Raw genomic sequence first — 20,686 nt, 5'->3', positions numbered from 1 at the left:
GAAAACAAAAAAGATGCCATTTTTTCAGCAACTATCCGAATGATTAACGAGGTCGGATATGCTAATGTTTCTATGTCCAAAATTGCAAAGGTTGCAGGGGTTTCTGCTTCGACTCTGTATACCTATTATGAAAATAAGGAGGATATGTTTAGAAAAGTCTACGTTGAAGCAAAAAAGTTAATGCTCTCTGCTGGAAGCAAAGGTATAAACGAAAGTGAAACTGTCAAACAGTCTGCTAAAAGATTTTGTTCGAATGTGATTAAGTTTTTGCAGGAAGAAAAAGAATACTTCCTTTTCATTGATCAATCTTCAAGTTCACCGCTAATCTCTGAAGCAATGTACGAAGATATTAATGTTCAAAATCAAAAGATATTTTTGGCTTTTGAGCGAGGCGTTAAGGAAGGCGTTTTGAAAAATGCTCCCGTCGATCTGTTGATAGGATTTTGTTTTTATCCGATTACACAGATTTATAAAGAAAGCTGCCATCCGCAAGCGTTAACAAAAGATATTGATTATGAATTGGTTTTTAATATGTGTTGGGATGCCATAAAGAAGTAGGCACTTTATACTAATCCTCTTTCATGCGTATGAGCGTTAGTTGAAGTGCTTTTTTCTAAAAAATATATTAAACGAACATTCTATTATCAAACAATTAAGGAGAATATGTCATGAAAAAAATTATTTTAGTTACAGGAGCGTCGAGCGGAATTGGTAAAGTAACAGCACTTGCTCTTGCGAAACAAGGTCACACGGTTATCTTACACGGAAGAAATCCAGAAAAAACAAAAAAAGCCTTTAACGAAATCAAGAAAGAATCAAATAATAGCAACCTTGATATGATAACAGCAGATTTATCACTTTTGAGCGAAGTTAGGAAGTTTGCTGATGCAATTAAGACGAAATACGATCATTTAGATGTTCTTATTAACAATGCAGGTGGACAATTTGGTTCTGTGAGAGAAGAAACAAGCGAAGGTCATGAAAAGACTATGGCAATCAATTTATTATCACCATTTTTATTGACACATTTGTTGCTCGACCTCCTGCATAAGAGTCCATCGGCTCGTGTTGTTACTGTATCGTCTGAATCATATCGCCAAGGAGGAAAACCATTTTTAGGCGACATTGAGCTGAAAGAAAACTACTCAATGGCGAAGGCTTATGGCTTATCAAAGCTATATATTTATTGGATTATGTTGCAATTCGTAAAACAAACAAAGGATAAATTCCATAATATCACTTTTAACACCGTTGAGCCGGGGTCAGCAAATACAGAGCTTGGACGCATATCTACACAAGAAAAGATGATGAAGATAATTTATTATTTATGGCAGCCAATGATGTGGTCTATTGAAAAAGCGGCCGCAACAAGTATTTACATGGCTACATCAAATGAAGTAGAAGGTATAACAGGAAAGTTTTATGGAAAGTCCAAAGAGAAAAATATCAAAAGCAAGTTTAGGTCAGAAGCAGATGAAAAGGCCGTTTGGGATTATTGCATGAAAGTCTGTGAACCGTATATGAAGTAGCAAGAGTTAAGCAAAAAGAAGGGAGAGAATATTTTTATGAAAGCAATTTTTATTGGAGCGGCTTCAGTCTTTGGTATTGTGGCATTAGGATATTTGGTAATGCTTGGTCAGCGGCTTTATCATAATAATCAGCGAAAACTAAGCACAGTTAATACATTTGCCATACAGAATAAAAAAACTGGTATGGATATTAGACCATTTAACGCCGGAATTGGCGACGAGGTGAAAATCATTCAGTACAAACATCATAATTGGGAATGTATGACGTGGCAGTTTATCAAATTGGAGGACGGCTCTTATCTTCTCAAAAACCTGTACACACATAAGACATTTCAGTCATCTTCTGCGCTAGAATCGGGTGTGACCTTATGGCAACAACCGCTTGAAGCAAATAAATTTCAGTATTGGGAATTTTTAAGGCAATCAGAAGATGAATACTTAATACGTCTAAAAGATTCTGAATTGTATGTTACGGTTTCAGATGATAAGAACAACTCATCTATTATTCTAATGCCAATGCAGAATAAGCTAGAACAGCATTGGAAACTAATTGAGCAACACCCAACAATGTAAGGAGGACAGTTAAATGATTATTTTTTATTTTACATCAACAGGTAATTCTTTGGCCGTTGCTAAACGTATTGGGGGAGAAATGATTTCTATTCCACAAGTCATTGATTCGACCAAAAAGGTTTATAAAGATGATGTTATCGGCGTAGTGTTTCCAATTTATAGCCTTGCAGCACCTAAAATAGTGTGTCAGTTTTTAAGCAAGGTAAAGTTTGAAGCAGATTATACATTTGCGATTGGTACTTATGGCAATATGCCCGGTGCGGCAATGCACTATGTTCAAAAACTGGCCGAAAAGCAGGGCTATCGTTTTGACTATGTCAATCATCTGTTTATGTTAGATAATTTTTTGCCAGTTTTTGAGATTGGTGCAGAAATTGAAAAGCTACCGAAGAAAAAAGTTGAGGAAATGACGGCGAAAATCGTGACAGACATTAACGGTCGCAAACATTTGAAAGCACCAGTGACCTTGGGAGCTAAGGCACTTACCTCGATAATTGATCCTTTGACATCAAACACTGCTAAAAGCGCCCAAAAATATATTGTGAATGACCAATGTACCAAGTGCGGAGTCTGTGTTAAAGTATGTCCGACAAAAAATATTTCCGTTACGAGTAAGGTGCAGTTTAGCGATCGCTGTACGGGTTGTGAAGCCTGCTTGCACCATTGCCCTCAAAATGCAATACATCTTAAAAATGAGAAAAGCAACAAGCGTTGGCGCAATCCCGATGTATCATTAAATGAGATTATTACGGCGAATAACCGCAATTAGGGAGGTCATATAATAAATGAAAAAGTATTTTGCATTTATCGCAGCATTGACTTTTTTAGCTTTAATCGGTCTTTCTGGTTTGATGTGTCGGCAGACTTGAGGATAAAAACTCCGGCTGTGGCTCCCCTACCATTCTTGAAGATGATTTACAGAACAATCTCCTGAAAGCGATAAACCAAGTGATTACCGATAGCGGCGCTTTATAGCAATTTTGGAGAAAAACATAGCCACGGTTCTTGGGGTTGCATTTGATAAAGATACCGCTGAAATTGAAAGCCAGCTTGTGGAACTGCAAGAGCAGATTGTTCGAGCGGCAAACAGAAAAGAAGATTACGATGCCTTGGTGAATGAAATATTCCGCTTGAGAGAAGCGAAACAATCTATGCAGGAATATAACGCAGACCGCCAAGGCAAGCGACAAAGAATCGCTGATATGACGGCTTTTCTCGATGAACAGACTGGTGAAATGATAGAATATGATGATAAGTTGGTGAGGCAGTTAGTGGAGCGGGTTGAGGTTCTTGGAGATAAAATGACTGTGGGTTTTAAGTCGGGGTTAGAAGTTGAATTAATGTGTTAAATATAAAATACTAAGGGACCTGATAGGTGGTAAATTTATCATCTGTCAGGTCTTATTTTTATTTGTTGGTGTTGTGATTGCACAGCATTTCTTATGAATTAGCATTAAACTTAATAAATCGCAAATAAACAGCAATAATAGAGGTTGTTATGATTGACACAGCATAAATCATAATATATACTATAATAAGGTTTTTTGTGTCTATTTGTCATAAACGGTTAGAAAGACCAATATGATGGGAAATGTGGGCAACGAGAATAGATGGATTTCCATGACTGAAATATGTACTTACCTTGGAATAAGCCGTGATACGGCCATCAAGTGGATCAATAAAAAAATATGCCTGCGCACAAAATTGGTCGGCTTTGGAAATTCAAGGTTGAAGAAGTTGATGGATGGGTTAAGTCTGGCGGAGCGGAAGACAAATAATTTTGAAGGGAGGCTGCCTAGTGGGTAATGTACTTAAGACTATAGCCGAAGATAGAAAAGGTACTAGCTTTCATTCGCATCGTTATTGCCATGATACTGAAGAACGAGGAACCATCAGTTATGATGACCATAAGGATGTTATATGATGTCTGGGCGTGGTATCAATGGGAAGGAAAACGGAAAAGACGTGATATACGAGAAGGCGGTCATGCGAAGCGAGGATAAAAAATTGTACAGTTGACAATAGATATTGATGATAAGGACGTACTTCTTTCAGACTTTGACCTCTTCCATTATGTGCTAAATTATTGGTATTTACCAATTGACGAATATGATGATGCGCATTTTGAGGAAGAGTATAAATCTCTTGGGTTCACTTGGCATGATTTAAAAGATTTCAATATACAATCAAATGAAATGGTATATATACGTGAAAAAATTACGCAAAGCTGGGATAGAGTTTTTGATTTAAAGCGAGAAGATGATGGTTGGCTGTATGGCAAAAATGATAGTAAATCTATACAAGCCACATTTTGGAAGCTGGATTCGAGTCAGGTTAAAAAAGCAGAGATTTTTATTGCAAAATGAATTATTATAAAACTCGCACCATGGTGTGAGTTTTGGAGGAACTATTATGGGAGAAATATCAAAGATTGATTACCAGCCTTTAATTGATGATATAAAGGATTTGATTCAGCAGAAACAATACCAAGTTCTTAAAAAGATGAATTCGGAAACGATAAATCTTTATTGGGAGATTGGCGAAGAAATCTATAGACAGCAGCAAGAAAAAGGCTGGGGAAAGTCCATTGTAAATATTTTATCTAAAGAGCTTCAAAATGCTTTTCCCGGTGCCAACGGATATTCTTCGGCAAACTTATGGAGAATGCGAAATTTTTATTTGACATATAAAGATTCTGAAAAACTCGCACCGCTGGTGCGAGAAATCAGTTGGAGTAATAATATCGTTATTATGGAAAAGTGTAAAAACGATTTGGAAAAGGAATTTTACATTCAAATGGCGATAAGATATGGCTGGACTAAACGTGTGCTAACAAATTTTGTTGAAACGCAAACCTATGAAAAATACTTACTAAACCAAAGTAACTTTGAATTAACATTGCCAAAAGAGCGAAGGGCACAGGCTAAATTGGCAATAAAAGATGAATACACTTTTGATTTTGCGGAATTGTCACCAGAATACTCGGAGCATGAACTAGAAATGCAGTTAGTAAACAATATTAGGGCATTCTTAATCGAAATGGGTGGCGATTTTACCTTTGTGGGAAATCAATATCATTTGACCGTAGGCACAAAAGACTTATATATTGATTTGTTGCTGTTTCATAGAAGATTGCGTAGTTTAGTTGCCATTGAATTGAAAATCGGAGAATTCGAAGCGGAATACGCTGGCAAAATGCAATTGTACCTTACGGTATTAGACGAACAAGTAAAACTGCCAGAAGAGAATCCATCGATCGGAATAATTATTTGTAAAAGCAAGGATAAAACATATGTTGAATATGCGCTGAAGCAGACCAATGTTCCAATAGGCGTGGCAACCTACAGTTTAAGTAAGTCTTTGCCAGATGATTTAAAACATCTACTGCCAGAGCCAGATGAGATAGCGAGAAGATTAAAAATTTTTGAAGAGTAGTTGTTATTTTCTTAGTAGCAATGCTTAAATAACATCTATTCTGTCAACTAACTCTATACACGGATTTTCCGATTGATATGCTTCCGATAACTACCCATAATTCTATGGAGTAAAGACATCAATTTCATCAACTCACCGAACGTGGAGTGTGTTATCTTAATGTCATATGTAAAGTGGTAACTAAATGTATAAAATATATATTTTGCAAGGAGAATAGTTATGAATGAAGTATTAAAAGTAATATCAGAAAGGTTCTCATGTCGAGACTTTAATGAGCAGATTCCGGGACAAGAACTCCTAGAAGCAATAGCTCAAGCAGGGATTCAAGCTCCTAGCGGAATGAATCGTCAAGGTTGGCAAGTCATTGTGATAAAAAATAGAGATTTAATTTCAGACATGGAGACTGAGGGAATGAAGATTTTATCGCTCATGGAAGACAAATCAATGTATGATCGGATCATGTCACGAGGCGGTAAGTTGTTTTACGATGCACCTTGCATGATTCTAATAGCGATAAAGGAAGATTACCACAAAGGTGCTGAACTAATTGACTTGGGAATAGTAGCTCAAAACATGGCTATAGCTGCAACGTCTTTGGGAGTTGCAAATCTATATTGTGGGTTTGCTGGATTGGCTTTTGCTGGCTCAAAGGCTTCTGAATTTAAAGAAAAACTTAAATTCCCTGAGGGTTATGAATGTGGCTTAGGAATTTTGGTTGGATATGCAAATACAATAGCCGTGCCACATTTACCAAATCCCGATAAAGTTACATTTATAAATTAACATGATGATGATAATAAGCATTTTTACAGTGGAAGAATAACATCTATTCTGTCAACTCACTGCATGTTGAGACTATAATATGACTACAACGTAAGGACTTGTAGAAATCCTTAATTTTATGCACTTTACTAAATATACTGTATTTGAACAAGCAGACGTAAAAGAAAAAATCAAGAACATAAAGAGTTGGGTACCTGTTTCTGTGGCTGCAGAACTAGAGTGCGTGGATATGTTAAAAGCTATAACTCTTGTTAAGTCATGACCACCACTTCAAGTGGTGGTTTGAAATTAGCCCTATAAGGGCTTATTACTTGCACGCCTCAAAGTCCGGCATCGCAAGCATTACTACCATCTGCCTCTAGAAGAGGCTCTTATCTTTTTGCTTCTTCTTTTTTTGATTATTCTTGCTGTTCTTCTATATATCTCCTTATTGCTTCTTCTGTGATATTACCAACTGTTGTTACATAATATCCTCTGCTCAAAAAGTTCTGTCCCATTTGCTTCCTTTTTCTGGGTGCTTATCAAATATCATTAATGCACTCTTAACTTTAAGATACCCTACAAATTCTGAAATACTTAATTTGGTGGTACACTTACACATAGATGTATATGGTCTTCACATACTGCACCACTTATAATTTCTACATGTTTATACTCACATATAATCAGAATATAATTAATTATAATTCAATAGACAGATTAGTATAAACATTCTAGTTATTTATTTAGGAAAGTAAGGAGACTGAGATTATGGCAAGACCCAAAATAAGTATATAAGATGAGCCAGCTATTGAAAAAATAGAAGAAGCTTTCTGGACAATGCTTGTTAGAAGGTTTATTTTCAAAAATTACAATATCTAGTCTGGCAAAGCGAGCAAAAGTAAATTACAATACTATTTATTATTGAAAACATCGATGACATGGCAGTCAAACTTTTTCATAAGAATATGTCTTTAGAAATCCCACAAGTAATATTGTCATTCGTAATCAATGAAGAATTAGAACTCAATATTGGAAAAGAGATTGTTTCTACATTAAGTAGCATAACTAAAAGTTTCAAATAATAGAGACAGAGTCTTAATAGGTGTTGCAAAATGCAATTACATCAAGTATAACCTATTTTGCTTGACAATATAGAATTGATGTAATTTGTATTAATATACATACGTGGAGGTTGAAAAACATGATCGAAAAAACATTTGGAGATAAAAAGCCTGATGCACTTTATAAAGAACGTGAGGGAGCATATGGGATCGGCTTTGACAATGAATGGAAAGTGCCGGTTACAATGACATATCTTTATAACGGCGAAAAAGGTTATTTTCTACTTGGTGGGGGAATTGATGACGATGAAGAACATGCTGATTGCATAAAACGAGAGTGTTTAGAAGAAGCGGGGCTTAGTGTTACACCTAAAGATTTTATCTGTAAAGGCGATTACTACCATTTTATTGAGGAAACTAAAACTGACATTCATGGAATTGGTTATTTTTATTACATAGAAATTAATAAGATTGTTACTCAACCTACGGAACCCGACCATTTTCTTGTTTGGCTTACCATTGAAGAAATAAGAGAAAAGCTATTTTTACCCCATCAAATTTGGGCAGTTGAAGAAGTATACAAAGCAATCAGAGTATGAATATTTTCTACATTTTTTCTGTCAACTGAACCCTATCCATAAAAAGGTGTTATCTATTTTGTCAACACGCCTTATTGATAAAAGTAGGAAAGAGAGCAATTCCATCATCTCCTCTCATGTGGAAAGTGTTGTGTTGATGACGCGGATTGAACAAACTTAAAGAGAATAAAATTTATATTAGGCGAGCATATTGCTCGCGATTGGAGAATAAATATAGTGGCTGAACTTGGGAATATATTGGACAAAAACGGAAACACAACAGTTCGTGTTCCGAGCGAGGCAAACCCATGTGCAAAGGCGAATACCTCCTCGTAATTTATGCCTGGATGAGAATGATAACGGCGAATTCCTTATATCGCAAAGGGCACCTAATAAATCATTCCCTCATATGAGGGAATGTACAGGCGGGAATGCTATTATGGGCGAAGGAATATTTAAAACATTGGAACTGTTTACTTATATTGACGAATTATTTGAAGGAATTTAAACTGACTGAAGAATTGCATGCATTATAAGCATTTTCTACAATGAGTAAAACAGAATAATTAATTTAATGTAAAAAATTAAGATTAGAGGAGGGTTAATATGAAATTTTATATAGCTTCAAAACTCGAAAATTACATGCAAGTACAATTACTTGCAAAACTATTAAAAGCCAACGGTTGTGAACATACATATGATTGGACGGTTCATGGGACAATTAAAGAAATTGATATTGAAACATTGAAAAGTGTTGGACAAAAAGAGTATGATGGTGTGAAAAATGCAGATATAGTCATTGTTCTTACTCCACAGGGACGAGGAACACATGTTGAATTAGGTATGGCAATTGCATTAAACAAAGTGGTCTATATTTGCCATTTTGATGATACCTACTTTAAGAACGACGATAATACATCAACATTTTATTGGCTTCCACAAGTCAAACACTTCATTGGCAAAGTTGAGGATTTGGTCATTGAATTGAAACAATTTAATTGAATAATATAAGCATTTTTCACTTACGCTAATGATACAATGGAAGTGTTGACATTATTCCTTATGTATTTACATTTAGCAACATGAAATATAAATTTAGAATAGGAGTGATAGTTTTGGATATACAAAAAAGAATGCGTGATTACAATGTTCCGGGTGCTAGTATAACATATTTCAATGAAGGAAAAATTCAGTGGAATAAAGGATTCGGAATATTGGAAAAAGATACTTTAAAAAGCGTTGATGAGCATTCAGTTTTCCATGCTTGTTCTATAAGTAAAATGATAACTTCTTTATTTCTTTTCTCAAGGCTGGGGAGTAGGAATGCAATGCAAATTACGAGTTTATTATAGAGAGCAAAGAGGCGTTACGGTAATGACTAATTCAGAACCTGGCATGGAACAAGACAAGGCTTTAGTTGGTGAAATCATAAACGAAGTTTGTAAAAATAATATTATTTAACTTTATGACGAAAAAATAGCATAGGTGTCCTTTATGGATATGGAGACTTAAATGAATTATCTTCGGCTGGTGCTGATTTCATTGTAAGATGTGAAGGAACTTTTAGAATTGTTGGCATAGGAAGGTAGATGTTTTATATTTGGGAGGATATATGAAAATTATACAAGATGGAGCTTTTCACGCTCATATTGACGATAACGGTAATGCAGAGCTATTTAGTTATTGGGGAAACGTTGCAGATGTGGTTGTTCCAAGTGAACTTTTGGGATATAAAGTAACAAAACTCGGAGAAAAATTATTTGCGTACCACCGAGAAATTGAAAGTATCATACTCCCCCACTGTCTTGAAACAATCGGAAAAGATGTGTTTGTTGGTTGCAGAGGATTGAAAAATCCAATTATTCTGCCAGAAAACATTCGTAAAATAGGAGCTAATGCTTTTAATTCTTATGTATTTCCAACAATCGAACTCCCATCAAAACTAGAAATAATTGGTTGTGGTGCATTTGAAAATTCAAAACTTACAGAAATTACATTTCCTGTTTCTATTAAAGAAATAAAGGGAAAAGCATTTAGCGGTACTCTCATTAACCATGTGATAATTCCTGATAGCGTCACTATGCTTTATGGTGATTCTTTTGATGAGTGCAGGAATCTTTCAAGTATCTCAATTGGTGCAGGCGTTAAAGATGGCTTTAAATATAGTGCTCTGCATGACTGTCCAAAATTAAAAGATATACATATTTCTACTGAAAATGAATATTTATGTATTGTTGACGGTGTTTTGTATGACAAGGAAATTACCCGCTTAATAAAATATCCAGCCATAAAAAGTGCTGAAGTCTTTCTTATTCCTGAAACAGTAACAAAAATTTGTTCCAAGGCATTTGAATATACGAAAATTGATAAAGTTATTTGCCCCAACGGCTTGAAGGAAATTTCAGACGATGCATTTATCAATTCATCTTTACGACATATAAATATTCCCAATTGCATTGAGTGGATTTCGATTACAAATTGTTTTAGAGAGGATTGGTGGAATTGTTTTCCTGATGGAGTAACATATGAGATTTCGGAGAATAGTCCAAATTACGAATTAATAGACGGCAAACTATCACGAAAAAAAGCTGTCACAAATACCAATTATATTAAACGAGATATATCGGAGAAAACAAGCGGTATGTTCGGCTATTGTGAATTTACTGAACAGAAAGCAACGATAACGCGAATACTCGAAACACCTAAAAAACTTGTTTTACCAAAAGAATTAGACGGGCTAACTGTTTGTGGCATATTAGAGCGTCCTTTAGAGATATTTTATAGATATTGTCCTAAGAGCATTTACTTACCAGAAACTTTTGAAAAAGCTTTTACCGGAAATATGTTCTTTTGTGATAACGACCTTATTGAACACATTGATGTGGCTGATAATAACCCTAATATTTTTTCCAAAGATGGGGTTTTGTATCAAAAGGCTAAGCCTAATACACAAACAGACAACTATACCACTCTCTCCTGTTACCCAATGAGAAGACATTCTTTTTCTAAAACATACCGTATACCAGATTGTACAGAAAAAATCGGAGAATTTGCTTTTTATCATCTAAAATATATAAAGCGTGTGATTATACCGCCAAATGTAAAACTAATATACTGTCGGGCATTTAGCAATTGCTTGTCCTTAGAAGAAGTGTGGATCGAAGACAATTGTGAAGCCGTTATTTATGCAAGTGCATTTTGTCACAATAAAAAATTGAAAAAAATTGTAATTCCAAAAAGCGTACAAAAAATCAATGATGATGCGGTAAATATTTATCAATCTCCAAAACCTGTAATATATGGAGTTAAAGATAGTGCGGCAGAATATTTCGCTGCAAAAAACAAATTAGTTTTTGCTTCCATATGATTTAAAGGAGGTGACTCATTTGAAATTGAGAACTGCTAGGACTGTAACTTCTAAAGACGAGTGTGTGTGGGGTATTGCAAGTACCAGACTATATGAAACATTTAAAAACTTCATAGTGAAGAAATGATTATATTTTATTTGTAATAAGAACAATATCATGATAAAATTATAATGGAGTCGGAAAAGTCCAGAGTTTAAGTGTTGCCACCAAATCGCACAAAAGAGGAGGTGGTGCGATATGACAAGTTTTGAGCTAATATATTTAATATTAACAGCAATATCAACTTTAATATCGTTTATCGCCTTAATAGTACATATAAAAGTATTATTAAAAGATAAAAAGCATAAAAAATAGTAGCCTAGTCCTGCAAGACATTTAGGCTACTAAAAACTCTCTGGTGGCAACACAGACCTCTACTCTGTGACCTCCGATTACCTTTAGTATAATACATTTTAAAAGAAATGTAAATAGTAAATTTTGACGCTTAACAGCTATTTTAGGATAAATGCATGAAAATGGACAAAAAATCCATTGACAACAATATTATCCATTTATTACTATGATTTTGTATTACATAATATGATTATTTGCTTGTTTTTAGTCTAATTCAAATAACTATCAATATAAAAACAACATAAATTTACAATTTATGTTGTTTTTATTGGTGCGCCCAGCATGGGCGCAATCTTAAGGGTTAAAGTCCCTAGCACGTCCTAGTAGTGGAAAGTGCATAGCCTAAGACAAGGGTGTCCATCGTGAGGTGGAATCTGAAGGAAGTCCGTGGGCAAATCTCTGGTCTGACGAACAGAAATCACATATAAGGCATATTTTGTGGGTAAGACTGCCAAACAAGTCAAAGCCCAATAACTACTCGAAAACGAAATGTGTAAATGTGACAGATAGATGGAGAGGAAGATTGCGTTCTTACCTGGGGAGGTCTTAGAGACAAGTAACTAAGATGAACTTCAAAGTTATAACCTATGCATACATATTATTTTATCTTAATTATCTCTATCCTGTTTGTGCGTCAGTCCTAACAGCTATTTAATTGCAAAAAGACGGTATACTAAGTATTAATCATACAAGGGTACAGTTCTTGTTTAAAAAAATCTTATTATTCTTAACTTGTTCAATAATGTTCGATCTAAATCATATAAAAAATAATTATTTTAGTTCAATGGTGGCAAATGGGTGGCATTGCCACCATTTAGTTAATTAAAATCCTTGTATATCCGTGATTTAACGACTTAGTAAACAAATGGTTTCCACGTGCGGTGAAGCGATGAAATAGATTACGTAGGCTTTCAATTCCATAGGGTGAGTTGACAAAATAGATAACACCTTTTTTATGGGTAGGGTTGAGTTGATAGAATAGATGTAAAATATTGATTAACTACATACTCCAGAGTCTAATATTGTAAAAGTCTTTTTGATACAGTCTATTTCTGCCGTTGCACCATAAGGTAATATGCACATTGGCTCATTGTGTCCAAACGACATGTTATAAACAATTGGCAAATCATATAAATTTAGTTCCGCAATAATTTTTTTAATAGATCTTTTATATTCATCATAAAACCTTTCTTGATATGGCTTACCAAAAATGAGGGCTTTCGCATTTTGCAATATTCCTTGAGAAGCATAGTTCCTGAGCCAATATTCAAGGTAAGTTGGAGATGGCATATCTTCTGATGTTTCAAAGAATAACACTGCATCCTTAAGATTTTGGGTGCCAGGCCAAAGTTCTGTTCCCTTTGCCATTTCCAAAACTTCAATACATCCACCAAATAAGTGACCCTGAACCACACTGTTGCCTTGCAAAAACTCATAACCTTGGTTTTTCTTTAATTGCTTTGAGACTTGTGCATTTTCTATACTCCATTCCACTCGTTCACCTGTCCAATCCTCACAGGCAAAAACCTCCCCAATTGGTTGCTCGGAAAACAATACCGTTTTTATCCAATGTGATGTATAGTCGTATATTTGATTATTTTCTGCTAATTCAGCTAGAACAGAGGCTCCATAAAAGCTTGAAATACCTGCTTTATAACACATCAGATGCGTTATCGTCGTATCAGAATACCCAACAAATATTTTCGGGTTTTTACGTAAAATCTCATAATCAATATATGGTAACATGCGTATGCTTTCATCACCACCAATACAGGAAAATATTGCTTTAACAGTTGGATCAGAAAACGCATTCATTAAATCTTCGGCTCTTTTTTCAGGATGATTATATAAATAATCCGAACCTTTTAGTGTATTAGGCATTTCTACAACATTTAAACCAAATTGCTCTTGAAGACGTTGTTTGCCAAGATTATACCGCCATAATAAATGCACATCACCAGCACCACCCCAAGAAAGGCTCACAGTAGCCACTGTGTCACCTTTATGAAGTTTTCGAGGTTTAATAAGATTCATTTTTTTCGCCCTACTTTCCTTATAATTTGAATTTTCCTAAATTGCATAAAGTTGACTATTTTTGTGTCATCAAGACCACACTCTCCACATGCCACGAGGAAACAGGTTTGATTTGCTATGTAATAGTTTAACACGACAAAAGGCTTGATTTCAAGGTTTTTTCTTGCCTCGATATAACTTGAGTTAGAATCCAGTCAATGCAAAATAAGAAATCACTAGCGAATTCCTGTATTGCTATAAAAACATCAAAACTATATACTCAAACAAAAGACCCAACTCTTGATGATACAGAATTGATGAACTTATATTTCCCAAGTATGCAATGGACTAATTCGACACATTTTCTGTATTATTGCAATTCTTCACTCAATTTCTTAAGAAGTAATTCTTCTCGTGCCATAAGAAATTCATCAAAGTTTGAAAAATCAAGTGCGACATTTGGCACATAGTGCTTTTTCTTATAATCTGATAGTTCATCTAAAGAACTTATGTTGCTCAACCACTTATCAAAATCAATGTCTTTTTTCTCGATATTAGGTATGCTTTCCAAGAGTTGCAAATTCCCGATATAGTTAAAGTTTTTAATAAAATTATCTTGTTTGCCCTGTGGTACACCCTTGGCTGAAAGGCGTTTGTGTGTAAATCCGCTTTTAGGAAACATGTGGTCAACATGGAAGTTATGTCGCAAATCTGCCCACGGATATAAAATTGATAGGATAACAAGCGTATCGCCTTGTCCGCACTTTGAATAGAGCAAGTTATTTATATCATCTTCTGTGAACTGTAACGACCTGTTAGTCCCTTTAAAACGCTCAATAATTTTATCTAGCGGAAATTCGTTATTTCCGTTTTGTTTGATGATTTCACGCACCGGTTTTAAAACACCATCGGGCGAAAAGCTAAATACACGCTTCAGCAGTGCCGAAACGAACCATTTCTTAATTTTACGTTTGTCCTGTATTTTCCCTGTAGAAACTTCATAGTTGTTTGGCAACCCGATTGTTTTCAAATAATAAGCGATTGGTATTATAAGATTATTGGACGTAACATTTTCACGGCTGAATCCGAAACTACTGATTAGTGTCAGTGCATCCCGGATTGCTTTGGTAATATTGTCCCACTCTTTTTCAATTTTAAGCATATTGGTTCTGTTGAAATTATCAACCTTGAATGTGATATCATCGATATCACACAGGACTAGGGCTGCTTTAAGTACAATGTCTTTGTTTACATTGAACCCATGTCCGATTTCATTGATTTCAGCAATAAAGTCATTGATTTCTTCCCTTGCATCTCTATTTTTCCACTGTGCTGTGGCAAAGGATAACAGCAAATCAGAATAACTAAGAGTCGTGCCACCGCTGTTAACACGAATAAAGATATTAAGAACTTTGTCCAGTTCAATACTTTTCTCCAAATAATAGCTGATTGTAGGATTAACATGTATAACTTTATGCAGCTTAAACAATGTTCTGTTTGCTAACTTGGCTTTTTCCTTGTCTTGTCTTGACAGTAGACCCGATTCCAAAAGATATTCGTTTACCTCATCCTGTTCCTTTAGGTCAAGCATCTTACCCACAGGGAACCAGTAGTTACCATCATCATGCGCACTCGCTTCTGCATCGGTTAAAAATTCAAAGTTATATTCGAGACCGCTATCTTCTGAGTTACATAGCAAATTGAGATATAATTTTTTCTTAGGATACGCTTGTTTATCATCGCGCCGTCTGTAAGAAAGTTTTGTCGCATATGTGCCTTTTAACGCTATGTATAGCGAGGTTAATCTTTGTTGACCATCTAATACTGCCATGATGTCATCGTTACCACTTATATTGGCTTTTGGATTGCGAAAGTTATCTTTTTGATGATAATCACGCAGAAACTCATAGAATTTGAACTCAGATGCTTTTTCTTTCGGCACTTTCCAAAACAAAAAAGCATTGATTGGATAATCTCTCATAAGACTGTCAAAGAGCGTTTTTATCTGTTCTTGGCTCCACACAAATTCCCTCTGAATAGATGGCAAAAGATATTTTTTCGTGTGTACTCCGTTTATAACTTCGTTTATTGTAAGTGGTGTTTGAAATGACAATTGTATACCTCCTTAAATTTCTTCTTACTTTAAAATTCAGTCAATACCTATTGACTTACTAGCACACATTCATATAGCCAGAAAAGACCTTTATAGAAAAACCGCTTCTTTAAGAGTTTTAAAGTACAATTCTTCGGTAATAGAAATTCAGCTTCGTTTAATCCATCCTCAAACCAGATGTAAGCTCCCATAATGCCTTTTCTTAAGTAAATCCTTAAAACACAATTATATTTATGATTTTTAGCAAATTCTCTAAGTTTATCCTCTACAAGTGTTGTGCTTACAAAACCCTTATACTGAAGTGTTTCTCCGACCTTGACTTTCTGGTTTTTAAACAATTGGTCCACTGCAAATTTATGAGTGTATCTACTTACTACTATATTTTCTGGCAGAGCAAACTTACGCAATTCGCTATCAATCAACTCAATTTCTTTACTAAATTGCAAAATTTCACCTTCATCAAAGTTTGTTTCATCGTTTAAGATTTGATTATAGATCATGTTCTTTGAACCTGTATATCCAAATAATACGTCCGCAATCCCCCAATCATGCTCGGCATTTATATAGGATGAAACTAAATTACTGGTTATTTCAGATTGTTGTGGCGACTCTCTAGATAACCTTGAAATCCATTCGGCATAATTTTTCAAACCCCAATCATGCGCAGTAGTATAGTCTGTAAATTCTCGAAATATCTTTTTATCAATTTTCATACCTAAGCCTTAAGTTTCTTCAATTTTAGAAACTCTTTCATCCACCCATTCACCTGCTCCAAATCATAATCCCCATACTCTTGTTCTGTTCCCCATTCACGAATACTTTCATGTTCTTCGTTCTCTGGGTCATTCCAAGCAAGGAGAAAATCTTCATAGTCGCAAATACCGCCACAATCCTCTGGTGGACAATTTCCTTTAAAAGACAGAACTTGTGGATAACCAACTGCATAATCTTCCAATGACTTGGTGAGTTCAACTTTGTGTTGCCAGTAGTCTGCGAAGTCATATGTATATACAAATGATTTTACTTGGGTGATGTATTTATCAATTTTAGCAGAAACTTTACGAGCATCTTCATCATATCTTTCTTCATCATTGCTAAAACGTAAATCTAAATCCTTAAATTCAAACTCATATAAGTGGTAATCTTGCCAGCCCATAGCCATTTGTATGGTATCATGGAATCGCTTAAATGTTATATCGACTGGAACAACAACTTTTCTCCAAATTGGGGGTTTTGCACCAATTAGTGTAATCTTAAATTCATATGCTTTCATAAACTCACTCCTTTATGGCTTTCTTAGTTATTGTACCATAAATAGTACAATTAAGGATATTATTTTAAATAGAAAGCTAAATTTTACATTTATCAACACACCCCATAGTCGCCCGTTACTAGGAACATATCCATATATTTTGAGATTAGAAAGACCCCTGTTGCAAATCTTATGAATAGGGCAGGGAAAGTTTACAAAGGCTTTGAAATTGGTGAATAAACAATTATTAAAATACTCTAAAATAAGAAAAGCATCGCAAACGAAAATGAGCTTGCGATGCTTTAGAATAATGAACTTGTCATCACTCGCAAAATACTATTCAAGCTTTTTAAGCAGCTCCCTTAATGTAGCCTGCTCGTCTTCAGTCAATCTTCCAAATACAGATATAACATCTTTTATATGGTAAGGCAAGACTGATTCAATGAGTTCTGTTCCCTCCTTTGTCAGAGATATGATGCAGGCTCTTTTATCTTCGTGGTCTTGAGTTTTTGAGATCCAACTATTCCGTTCCATGTTTTTTAAGACAACGGTAATATTCCCAGAAGTCGTAAGTACCGCATCAATCAGTTCATGAATCCGCAAGTTGCCCTTACTATAAAGAGCCTCCAATACACCAAACTGTGCAGGAGTAAGTCCATTGGATGAAAGAGTTGGGTCGAATACAGTTTCAGTTGTGCGATGCGCCTTTCCAAATGCAATTGCAGTGGAAAGAATAGTTCTGTTTTCAGCTAATAAATTTTTAATATTCTTCATAAAATGATTTTATCACTAATTAGTGACTCTGTCAAGCTATTCCTATTTGCAAACTTACATACAACAGGCAAAAAATTATTTTATAAACCCTCTTGCATTTCTCACTAACTAGTGATATACTGAATCCAGTTGAAATGCTCAACAATTTTTTTGAGCAGATATCACTAACTAGTGAAGAATAACGAGGAGGACGATAAATATGGAAACAAAACTGACAATCACGCAATACACAGACCCTATCTGCATCTGGTGCTATGCACTGGATCCGGCTCTACGGAAAATAGAGTTCTTGATACCAGAACAGGTAAAATTTCGTAGCGTTCTAGGTTTACTGGTTGGAGATGCAAAAGAAATTATCGGTGATGATTCACTTTCGGGAGTGCGCTTTGCTCAGCTAAAGACAGAGATGAAGGGCCATTTTAAAGAGGCGGCAGATAGAGGAGGGATTCCGATTTCTATAAAGCATATGGATGTAATCCGCCCCGAAGATGTCACATCCCTTCCCGCTTGCAGGGCTGTAGCATCAATGAAGCTTTTAGATGAACATATAGCAAACCGTTATCTACGGCGTATCCGTGAGGGCTTTCATAGCGACGGCTTAAATACAAGTGATGAAAACGTATTGCGAGAACTGGCGAAAGAATTTCCAATAGACCAACAGAAGTTTTTGGAGAATCTGAAAAATGGGATGGCACATGAGTCTTTGGAAATGGATATTGCCATATGTCGAAAATCAGGCGTAAGGGCGTTCCCAACAATGAAGCTAGAATATGGTGAGAAGAGTAGAACGATACAAGGCTATGTGGATTACGACACGCTCAAAAAGGCAATAGAGAATCTGACAGATGGTGAGATACGTTTGCATGAAAGAGAATTTTCACTAGAAGCCCTTTCGGAGTATGTGACATACTTTAAGCGTGTAGCCGCCATTGAAATACAGACAGCATTTTCGTTGGACGGAAAAGCATTGGATAGTGCTGTAAAGCAACTCTTGGAATCGGGCTTATTTCAAATGAAGGAGTGTGGCGAGAGTTATTTTGTTTATTCACTGTCTAATGTAGGTACTTGTGACTCAGCAACAGGAGTATGTCAAATGGTATCCGTACCGAAACAATAGACTTGACTTAGAATCACGCATGTTATGTGTTTTAGATATTTATCAAGCTCTGACAGAAGAACGCCCTTATCGACAAGCTCTGAGCCACGAAGATTCCATGCAAATAATATGGAAGCTCGTTGATATAGGCGATTTGGATGAGCAAATTGCAAAGAAAGTAGAATTGATATTTCAAAAGGAGAACGAAACTTTATGAACAGCGAAAATATGAGTAGCAAAAAAGAGAAACCAGATGCCCTTTGGACAAAGAATTTTATTTTAGTAACCATAATGAATTTTTTAATATTTTTTGGGTTTACAATGCTTATGCCTACACTACCTGTATATATAAAAAATATGAATGGTAGTGATTCTATTATAGGACTAATCAATGGTATTTTTACAATTTCAGCCTTGATGATTCGCCCTTTTTCAGGAAAGTTTTTAGATAAGTTTGGAAGAAAAGGTGTATTTATTGTCGGGGTTATAATCTCAATAGTAGCAATTTTGTCTTACAATTTGTTTCCTTTTGTTTGGATGATTTTGGCATTTAGATTTATCCATGGATTTGGTTGGGGTGCATCTACCACTGCATCTAGTACCATTGCGTCAGATAACATACCAAAGAAACGGTTTGGCGAAGGTATGAGCTACTATAGCTTGTCAATCAGTTTGGCAACTGCAATTGGCCCGGCAATAGGTTTGTTTTTTATTGCAAAATACAATTTTGACAATTTATTCTATTTAGTTGCAATATGCACTGCAATAGGAATGCTTATTTCACTGGCGATAATATATAAAAAGGTGCCTTCTAAAGAAAATCGCAATGAAAAGCAAGCCCTCTTTGAAAAATCTTCATTTGCTCCTACAATCGTTGTGTTTTTCTTTTCGTTTGCGGGAAGTGGCATTGTTAGCTTCATATCTCTGTTTGCCGCAGAAAAAGGTATCGAAAATATAGGAATGTACTTTACCGCCAATGCCTTAGCTATGATTATTTCTAGACCATTTTTAGGAAAGGTTATCGATCGCTTTGGATTTAATGTAACGGTTATTCCCGGTGTAATTAGTGTCATTGTTGCATTAGTCCTCATCTCGCAAGCAACTGTGCTACCAATGCTTTTAGTTGCGGCTGTATTACAGGGAGTGGGTTATGCTGCCACTCTAGCTAGTCTGCAAACAATGGCTATTATTAAAGCACCTCAAAACCGTGTTGGCGCAGCAAATGCAACATACTCTACAGGCTACGACGGCGGAATCGGATTTGGGGCAATCGTCTTCGGTCTGGTCGCTTCCACATTTGGTTATAGCAGTATGTATATGATTTCTGTCGTGCCAGCAGCAGTAGCATTAGTTATATATATTGTCATATCGAGAAAAAAGACAACCGACACTGCGGAAGTTGCAGAAAAATAAAAACTTGGAGGAGAAAGAAAATGGCAGATGCAAGAACACTGGTTTTAAGAGCATAGTGGTTAAGAAATAAAACGAACTTACTACATTTTGGGAGGTAAAAATGAAAAGACGAATATTAACTATCATTGTCGTTATGGCAATGAGTACTACGCTACTTACAGCATGCGGTTCCAACAAATCTTTGGATAGTTTATAATATATTAGACAAGTGATATTTGGATATGGTATAATATAAAAAAAGAAAGGGAAGATATTATGCCAGGTAAAGTTAAAAATTATACAGATGACTTTAAAAAACAGATAATAGCACTAAAGAAATCAGG

Annotated in this window: 24 protein-coding genes; 17 read left to right on the top strand and 7 right to left on the bottom strand. The window is 35.4% G+C overall.

Annotated features, from left to right (window positions below):
• From RMR19_RS10300 to RMR19_RS10250, 10 genes are all read left to right on the top strand, one after another.
• Nucleotides 1-558: TetR/AcrR family transcriptional regulator (locus RMR19_RS10300; protein WP_310603409.1), on the top strand; the 558-nt coding region annotated here is incomplete at its 5' end.
• A 110-nt stretch (nt 559-668) separates the two neighbouring features.
• Nucleotides 669-1,529: an SDR family NAD(P)-dependent oxidoreductase gene (locus RMR19_RS10295; RefSeq protein WP_310603408.1), complete on the top strand. Its 861-nt coding sequence runs from the start codon at nt 669-671 to the stop codon at nt 1,527-1,529.
• Nucleotides 1,530-1,607: 78 nt separating this feature from the next.
• Nucleotides 1,608-2,102 carry an RICIN domain-containing protein gene (locus RMR19_RS10290; protein WP_310603407.1) on the top strand — a complete coding sequence of 165 codons (495 nt, stop codon included), beginning with the start codon at nt 1,608-1,610 and terminating at the stop codon, nt 2,100-2,102.
• Between the two features lie 13 nt (nt 2,103-2,115).
• On the top strand, nt 2,116-2,871 hold the full coding sequence (locus tag RMR19_RS10285; RefSeq protein ID WP_310603406.1) for an EFR1 family ferrodoxin: 756 nt from the start codon (nt 2,116-2,118) through the stop codon (nt 2,869-2,871).
• 211 nt (nt 2,872-3,082) lie between these two features.
• Nucleotides 3,083-3,451, top strand: a complete 369-nt coding sequence (locus tag RMR19_RS10280; protein ID WP_310603405.1) for a DNA recombinase — start codon at nt 3,083-3,085, stop codon at nt 3,449-3,451.
• Nucleotides 3,452-3,970: 519 nt separating this feature from the next.
• The gene (locus RMR19_RS10270) at nt 3,971-4,105 is read left to right on the top strand and encodes a hypothetical protein (protein WP_310603404.1); all 135 of its coding nucleotides are present in this window, start codon (nt 3,971-3,973) and stop codon (nt 4,103-4,105) included.
• Between the two features lie 12 nt (nt 4,106-4,117).
• Entirely contained in the window at nt 4,118-4,468 is a 351-nt protein-coding gene (locus tag RMR19_RS10265; RefSeq protein ID WP_310603403.1) for a DUF3841 domain-containing protein, read from the top strand.
• A 46-nt stretch (nt 4,469-4,514) separates the two neighbouring features.
• A complete protein-coding gene (locus RMR19_RS10260) occupies nt 4,515-5,537 on the top strand; it encodes a PDDEXK nuclease domain-containing protein (RefSeq protein ID WP_310603402.1) in 1,023 nt (340 codons plus the stop codon).
• 219 nt (nt 5,538-5,756) lie between these two features.
• The gene (locus RMR19_RS10255; protein WP_310603401.1) at nt 5,757-6,320 is read left to right on the top strand and encodes a nitroreductase family protein; all 564 of its coding nucleotides are present in this window, start codon (nt 5,757-5,759) and stop codon (nt 6,318-6,320) included.
• 118 nt (nt 6,321-6,438) lie between these two features.
• Nucleotides 6,439-6,582, top strand: coding sequence for a hypothetical protein (locus RMR19_RS10250; RefSeq protein WP_310603400.1), 144 nt, complete (start codon nt 6,439-6,441; stop codon nt 6,580-6,582).
• 136 nt (nt 6,583-6,718) lie between these two features.
• Here the strand turns inward: RMR19_RS10250 and RMR19_RS10245 are convergent, their stop codons facing one another.
• The gene (locus tag RMR19_RS10245; RefSeq protein ID WP_310603399.1) at nt 6,719-6,817 is read right to left on the bottom strand and encodes a transposase; all 99 of its coding nucleotides are present in this window, start codon (nt 6,815-6,817) and stop codon (nt 6,719-6,721) included.
• Nucleotides 6,818-6,896: 79 nt separating this feature from the next.
• On the bottom strand, nt 6,897-6,956 hold the full coding sequence (locus RMR19_RS22020) for a hypothetical protein (protein ID WP_334308195.1): 60 nt from the start codon (nt 6,954-6,956) through the stop codon (nt 6,897-6,899).
• Between the two features lie 547 nt (nt 6,957-7,503).
• On the opposite strand from RMR19_RS22020, the gene RMR19_RS10240 reads away from it, so the two are divergent.
• From RMR19_RS10240 to RMR19_RS10225, 4 genes are all read left to right on the top strand, one after another.
• Nucleotides 7,504-7,962 carry an NUDIX domain-containing protein gene (locus RMR19_RS10240; protein ID WP_310603398.1) on the top strand — a complete coding sequence of 153 codons (459 nt, stop codon included), beginning with the start codon at nt 7,504-7,506 and terminating at the stop codon, nt 7,960-7,962.
• A gap of 585 nt (nt 7,963-8,547) precedes the next feature.
• Nucleotides 8,548-8,943, top strand: coding sequence for a nucleoside 2-deoxyribosyltransferase (locus RMR19_RS10235; protein WP_310603397.1), 396 nt, complete (start codon nt 8,548-8,550; stop codon nt 8,941-8,943).
• Nucleotides 8,944-9,056: 113 nt separating this feature from the next.
• Nucleotides 9,057-9,293, top strand: coding sequence for a serine hydrolase (locus RMR19_RS10230; RefSeq protein ID WP_310603396.1), 237 nt, complete (start codon nt 9,057-9,059; stop codon nt 9,291-9,293).
• Between the two features lie 260 nt (nt 9,294-9,553).
• On the top strand, nt 9,554-11,308 hold the full coding sequence (locus RMR19_RS10225; RefSeq protein ID WP_310603395.1) for a leucine-rich repeat domain-containing protein: 1,755 nt from the start codon (nt 9,554-9,556) through the stop codon (nt 11,306-11,308).
• Between the two features lie 1,390 nt (nt 11,309-12,698).
• Here RMR19_RS10225 and RMR19_RS10220 read toward each other — a convergent pair.
• The 5 genes from RMR19_RS10220 to RMR19_RS10200 form a co-directional block, all read right to left on the bottom strand.
• On the bottom strand, nt 12,699-13,736 hold the full coding sequence (locus RMR19_RS10220; protein WP_310603394.1) for a S66 family peptidase: 1,038 nt from the start codon (nt 13,734-13,736) through the stop codon (nt 12,699-12,701).
• A gap of 349 nt (nt 13,737-14,085) precedes the next feature.
• A complete protein-coding gene (locus tag RMR19_RS10215) occupies nt 14,086-15,828 on the bottom strand; it encodes a DUF262 domain-containing protein (protein ID WP_310603393.1) in 1,743 nt (580 codons plus the stop codon).
• Between the two features lie 47 nt (nt 15,829-15,875).
• The gene (locus tag RMR19_RS10210; protein WP_310603392.1) at nt 15,876-16,541 is read right to left on the bottom strand and encodes an ADP-ribosyltransferase; all 666 of its coding nucleotides are present in this window, start codon (nt 16,539-16,541) and stop codon (nt 15,876-15,878) included.
• Between the two features lie 2 nt (nt 16,542-16,543).
• The gene (locus tag RMR19_RS10205) at nt 16,544-17,101 is read right to left on the bottom strand and encodes a plasmid pRiA4b ORF-3 family protein (protein WP_310603391.1); all 558 of its coding nucleotides are present in this window, start codon (nt 17,099-17,101) and stop codon (nt 16,544-16,546) included.
• A 315-nt stretch (nt 17,102-17,416) separates the two neighbouring features.
• On the bottom strand, nt 17,417-17,854 hold the full coding sequence (locus tag RMR19_RS10200) for a MarR family winged helix-turn-helix transcriptional regulator (RefSeq protein WP_310603390.1): 438 nt from the start codon (nt 17,852-17,854) through the stop codon (nt 17,417-17,419).
• Nucleotides 17,855-18,053: 199 nt separating this feature from the next.
• Between RMR19_RS10200 and RMR19_RS10195 the strand changes: the two genes are divergently transcribed.
• Genes RMR19_RS10195 through RMR19_RS10190 form a run of 3 tightly spaced genes read left to right on the top strand, consistent with a single transcriptional unit; the run spans nt 18,054 to nt 20,363 of the window.
• Nucleotides 18,054-18,971 (top strand): DsbA family protein, encoded by a 918-nt coding sequence (locus RMR19_RS10195; RefSeq protein WP_310603389.1) that lies wholly within the window; start codon nt 18,054-18,056, stop codon nt 18,969-18,971.
• Nucleotides 18,972-18,990: 19 nt separating this feature from the next.
• A complete protein-coding gene (locus tag RMR19_RS22165; protein ID WP_442871537.1) occupies nt 18,991-19,167 on the top strand; it encodes a hypothetical protein in 177 nt (58 codons plus the stop codon).
• Nucleotides 19,164-20,363 (top strand): MFS transporter, encoded by a 1,200-nt coding sequence (locus RMR19_RS10190; RefSeq protein ID WP_310603388.1) that lies wholly within the window; start codon nt 19,164-19,166, stop codon nt 20,361-20,363. The genes RMR19_RS22165 and RMR19_RS10190 overlap by 4 nt, the downstream gene beginning before the upstream one ends.
• Nucleotides 20,364-20,686: the final 323 nt, after the last annotated feature.

The organism is Anaerosporobacter sp. (assembly GCF_031551385.1).
In the GTDB taxonomy this organism is placed as follows: Bacteria; Bacillota; Clostridia; order Lachnospirales; family Lachnospiraceae; genus Anaerosporobacter.
The sequence above is the reverse complement of the archived record's forward strand: the minus strand, read 5'-3'. Positions and strand labels throughout refer to the sequence as shown.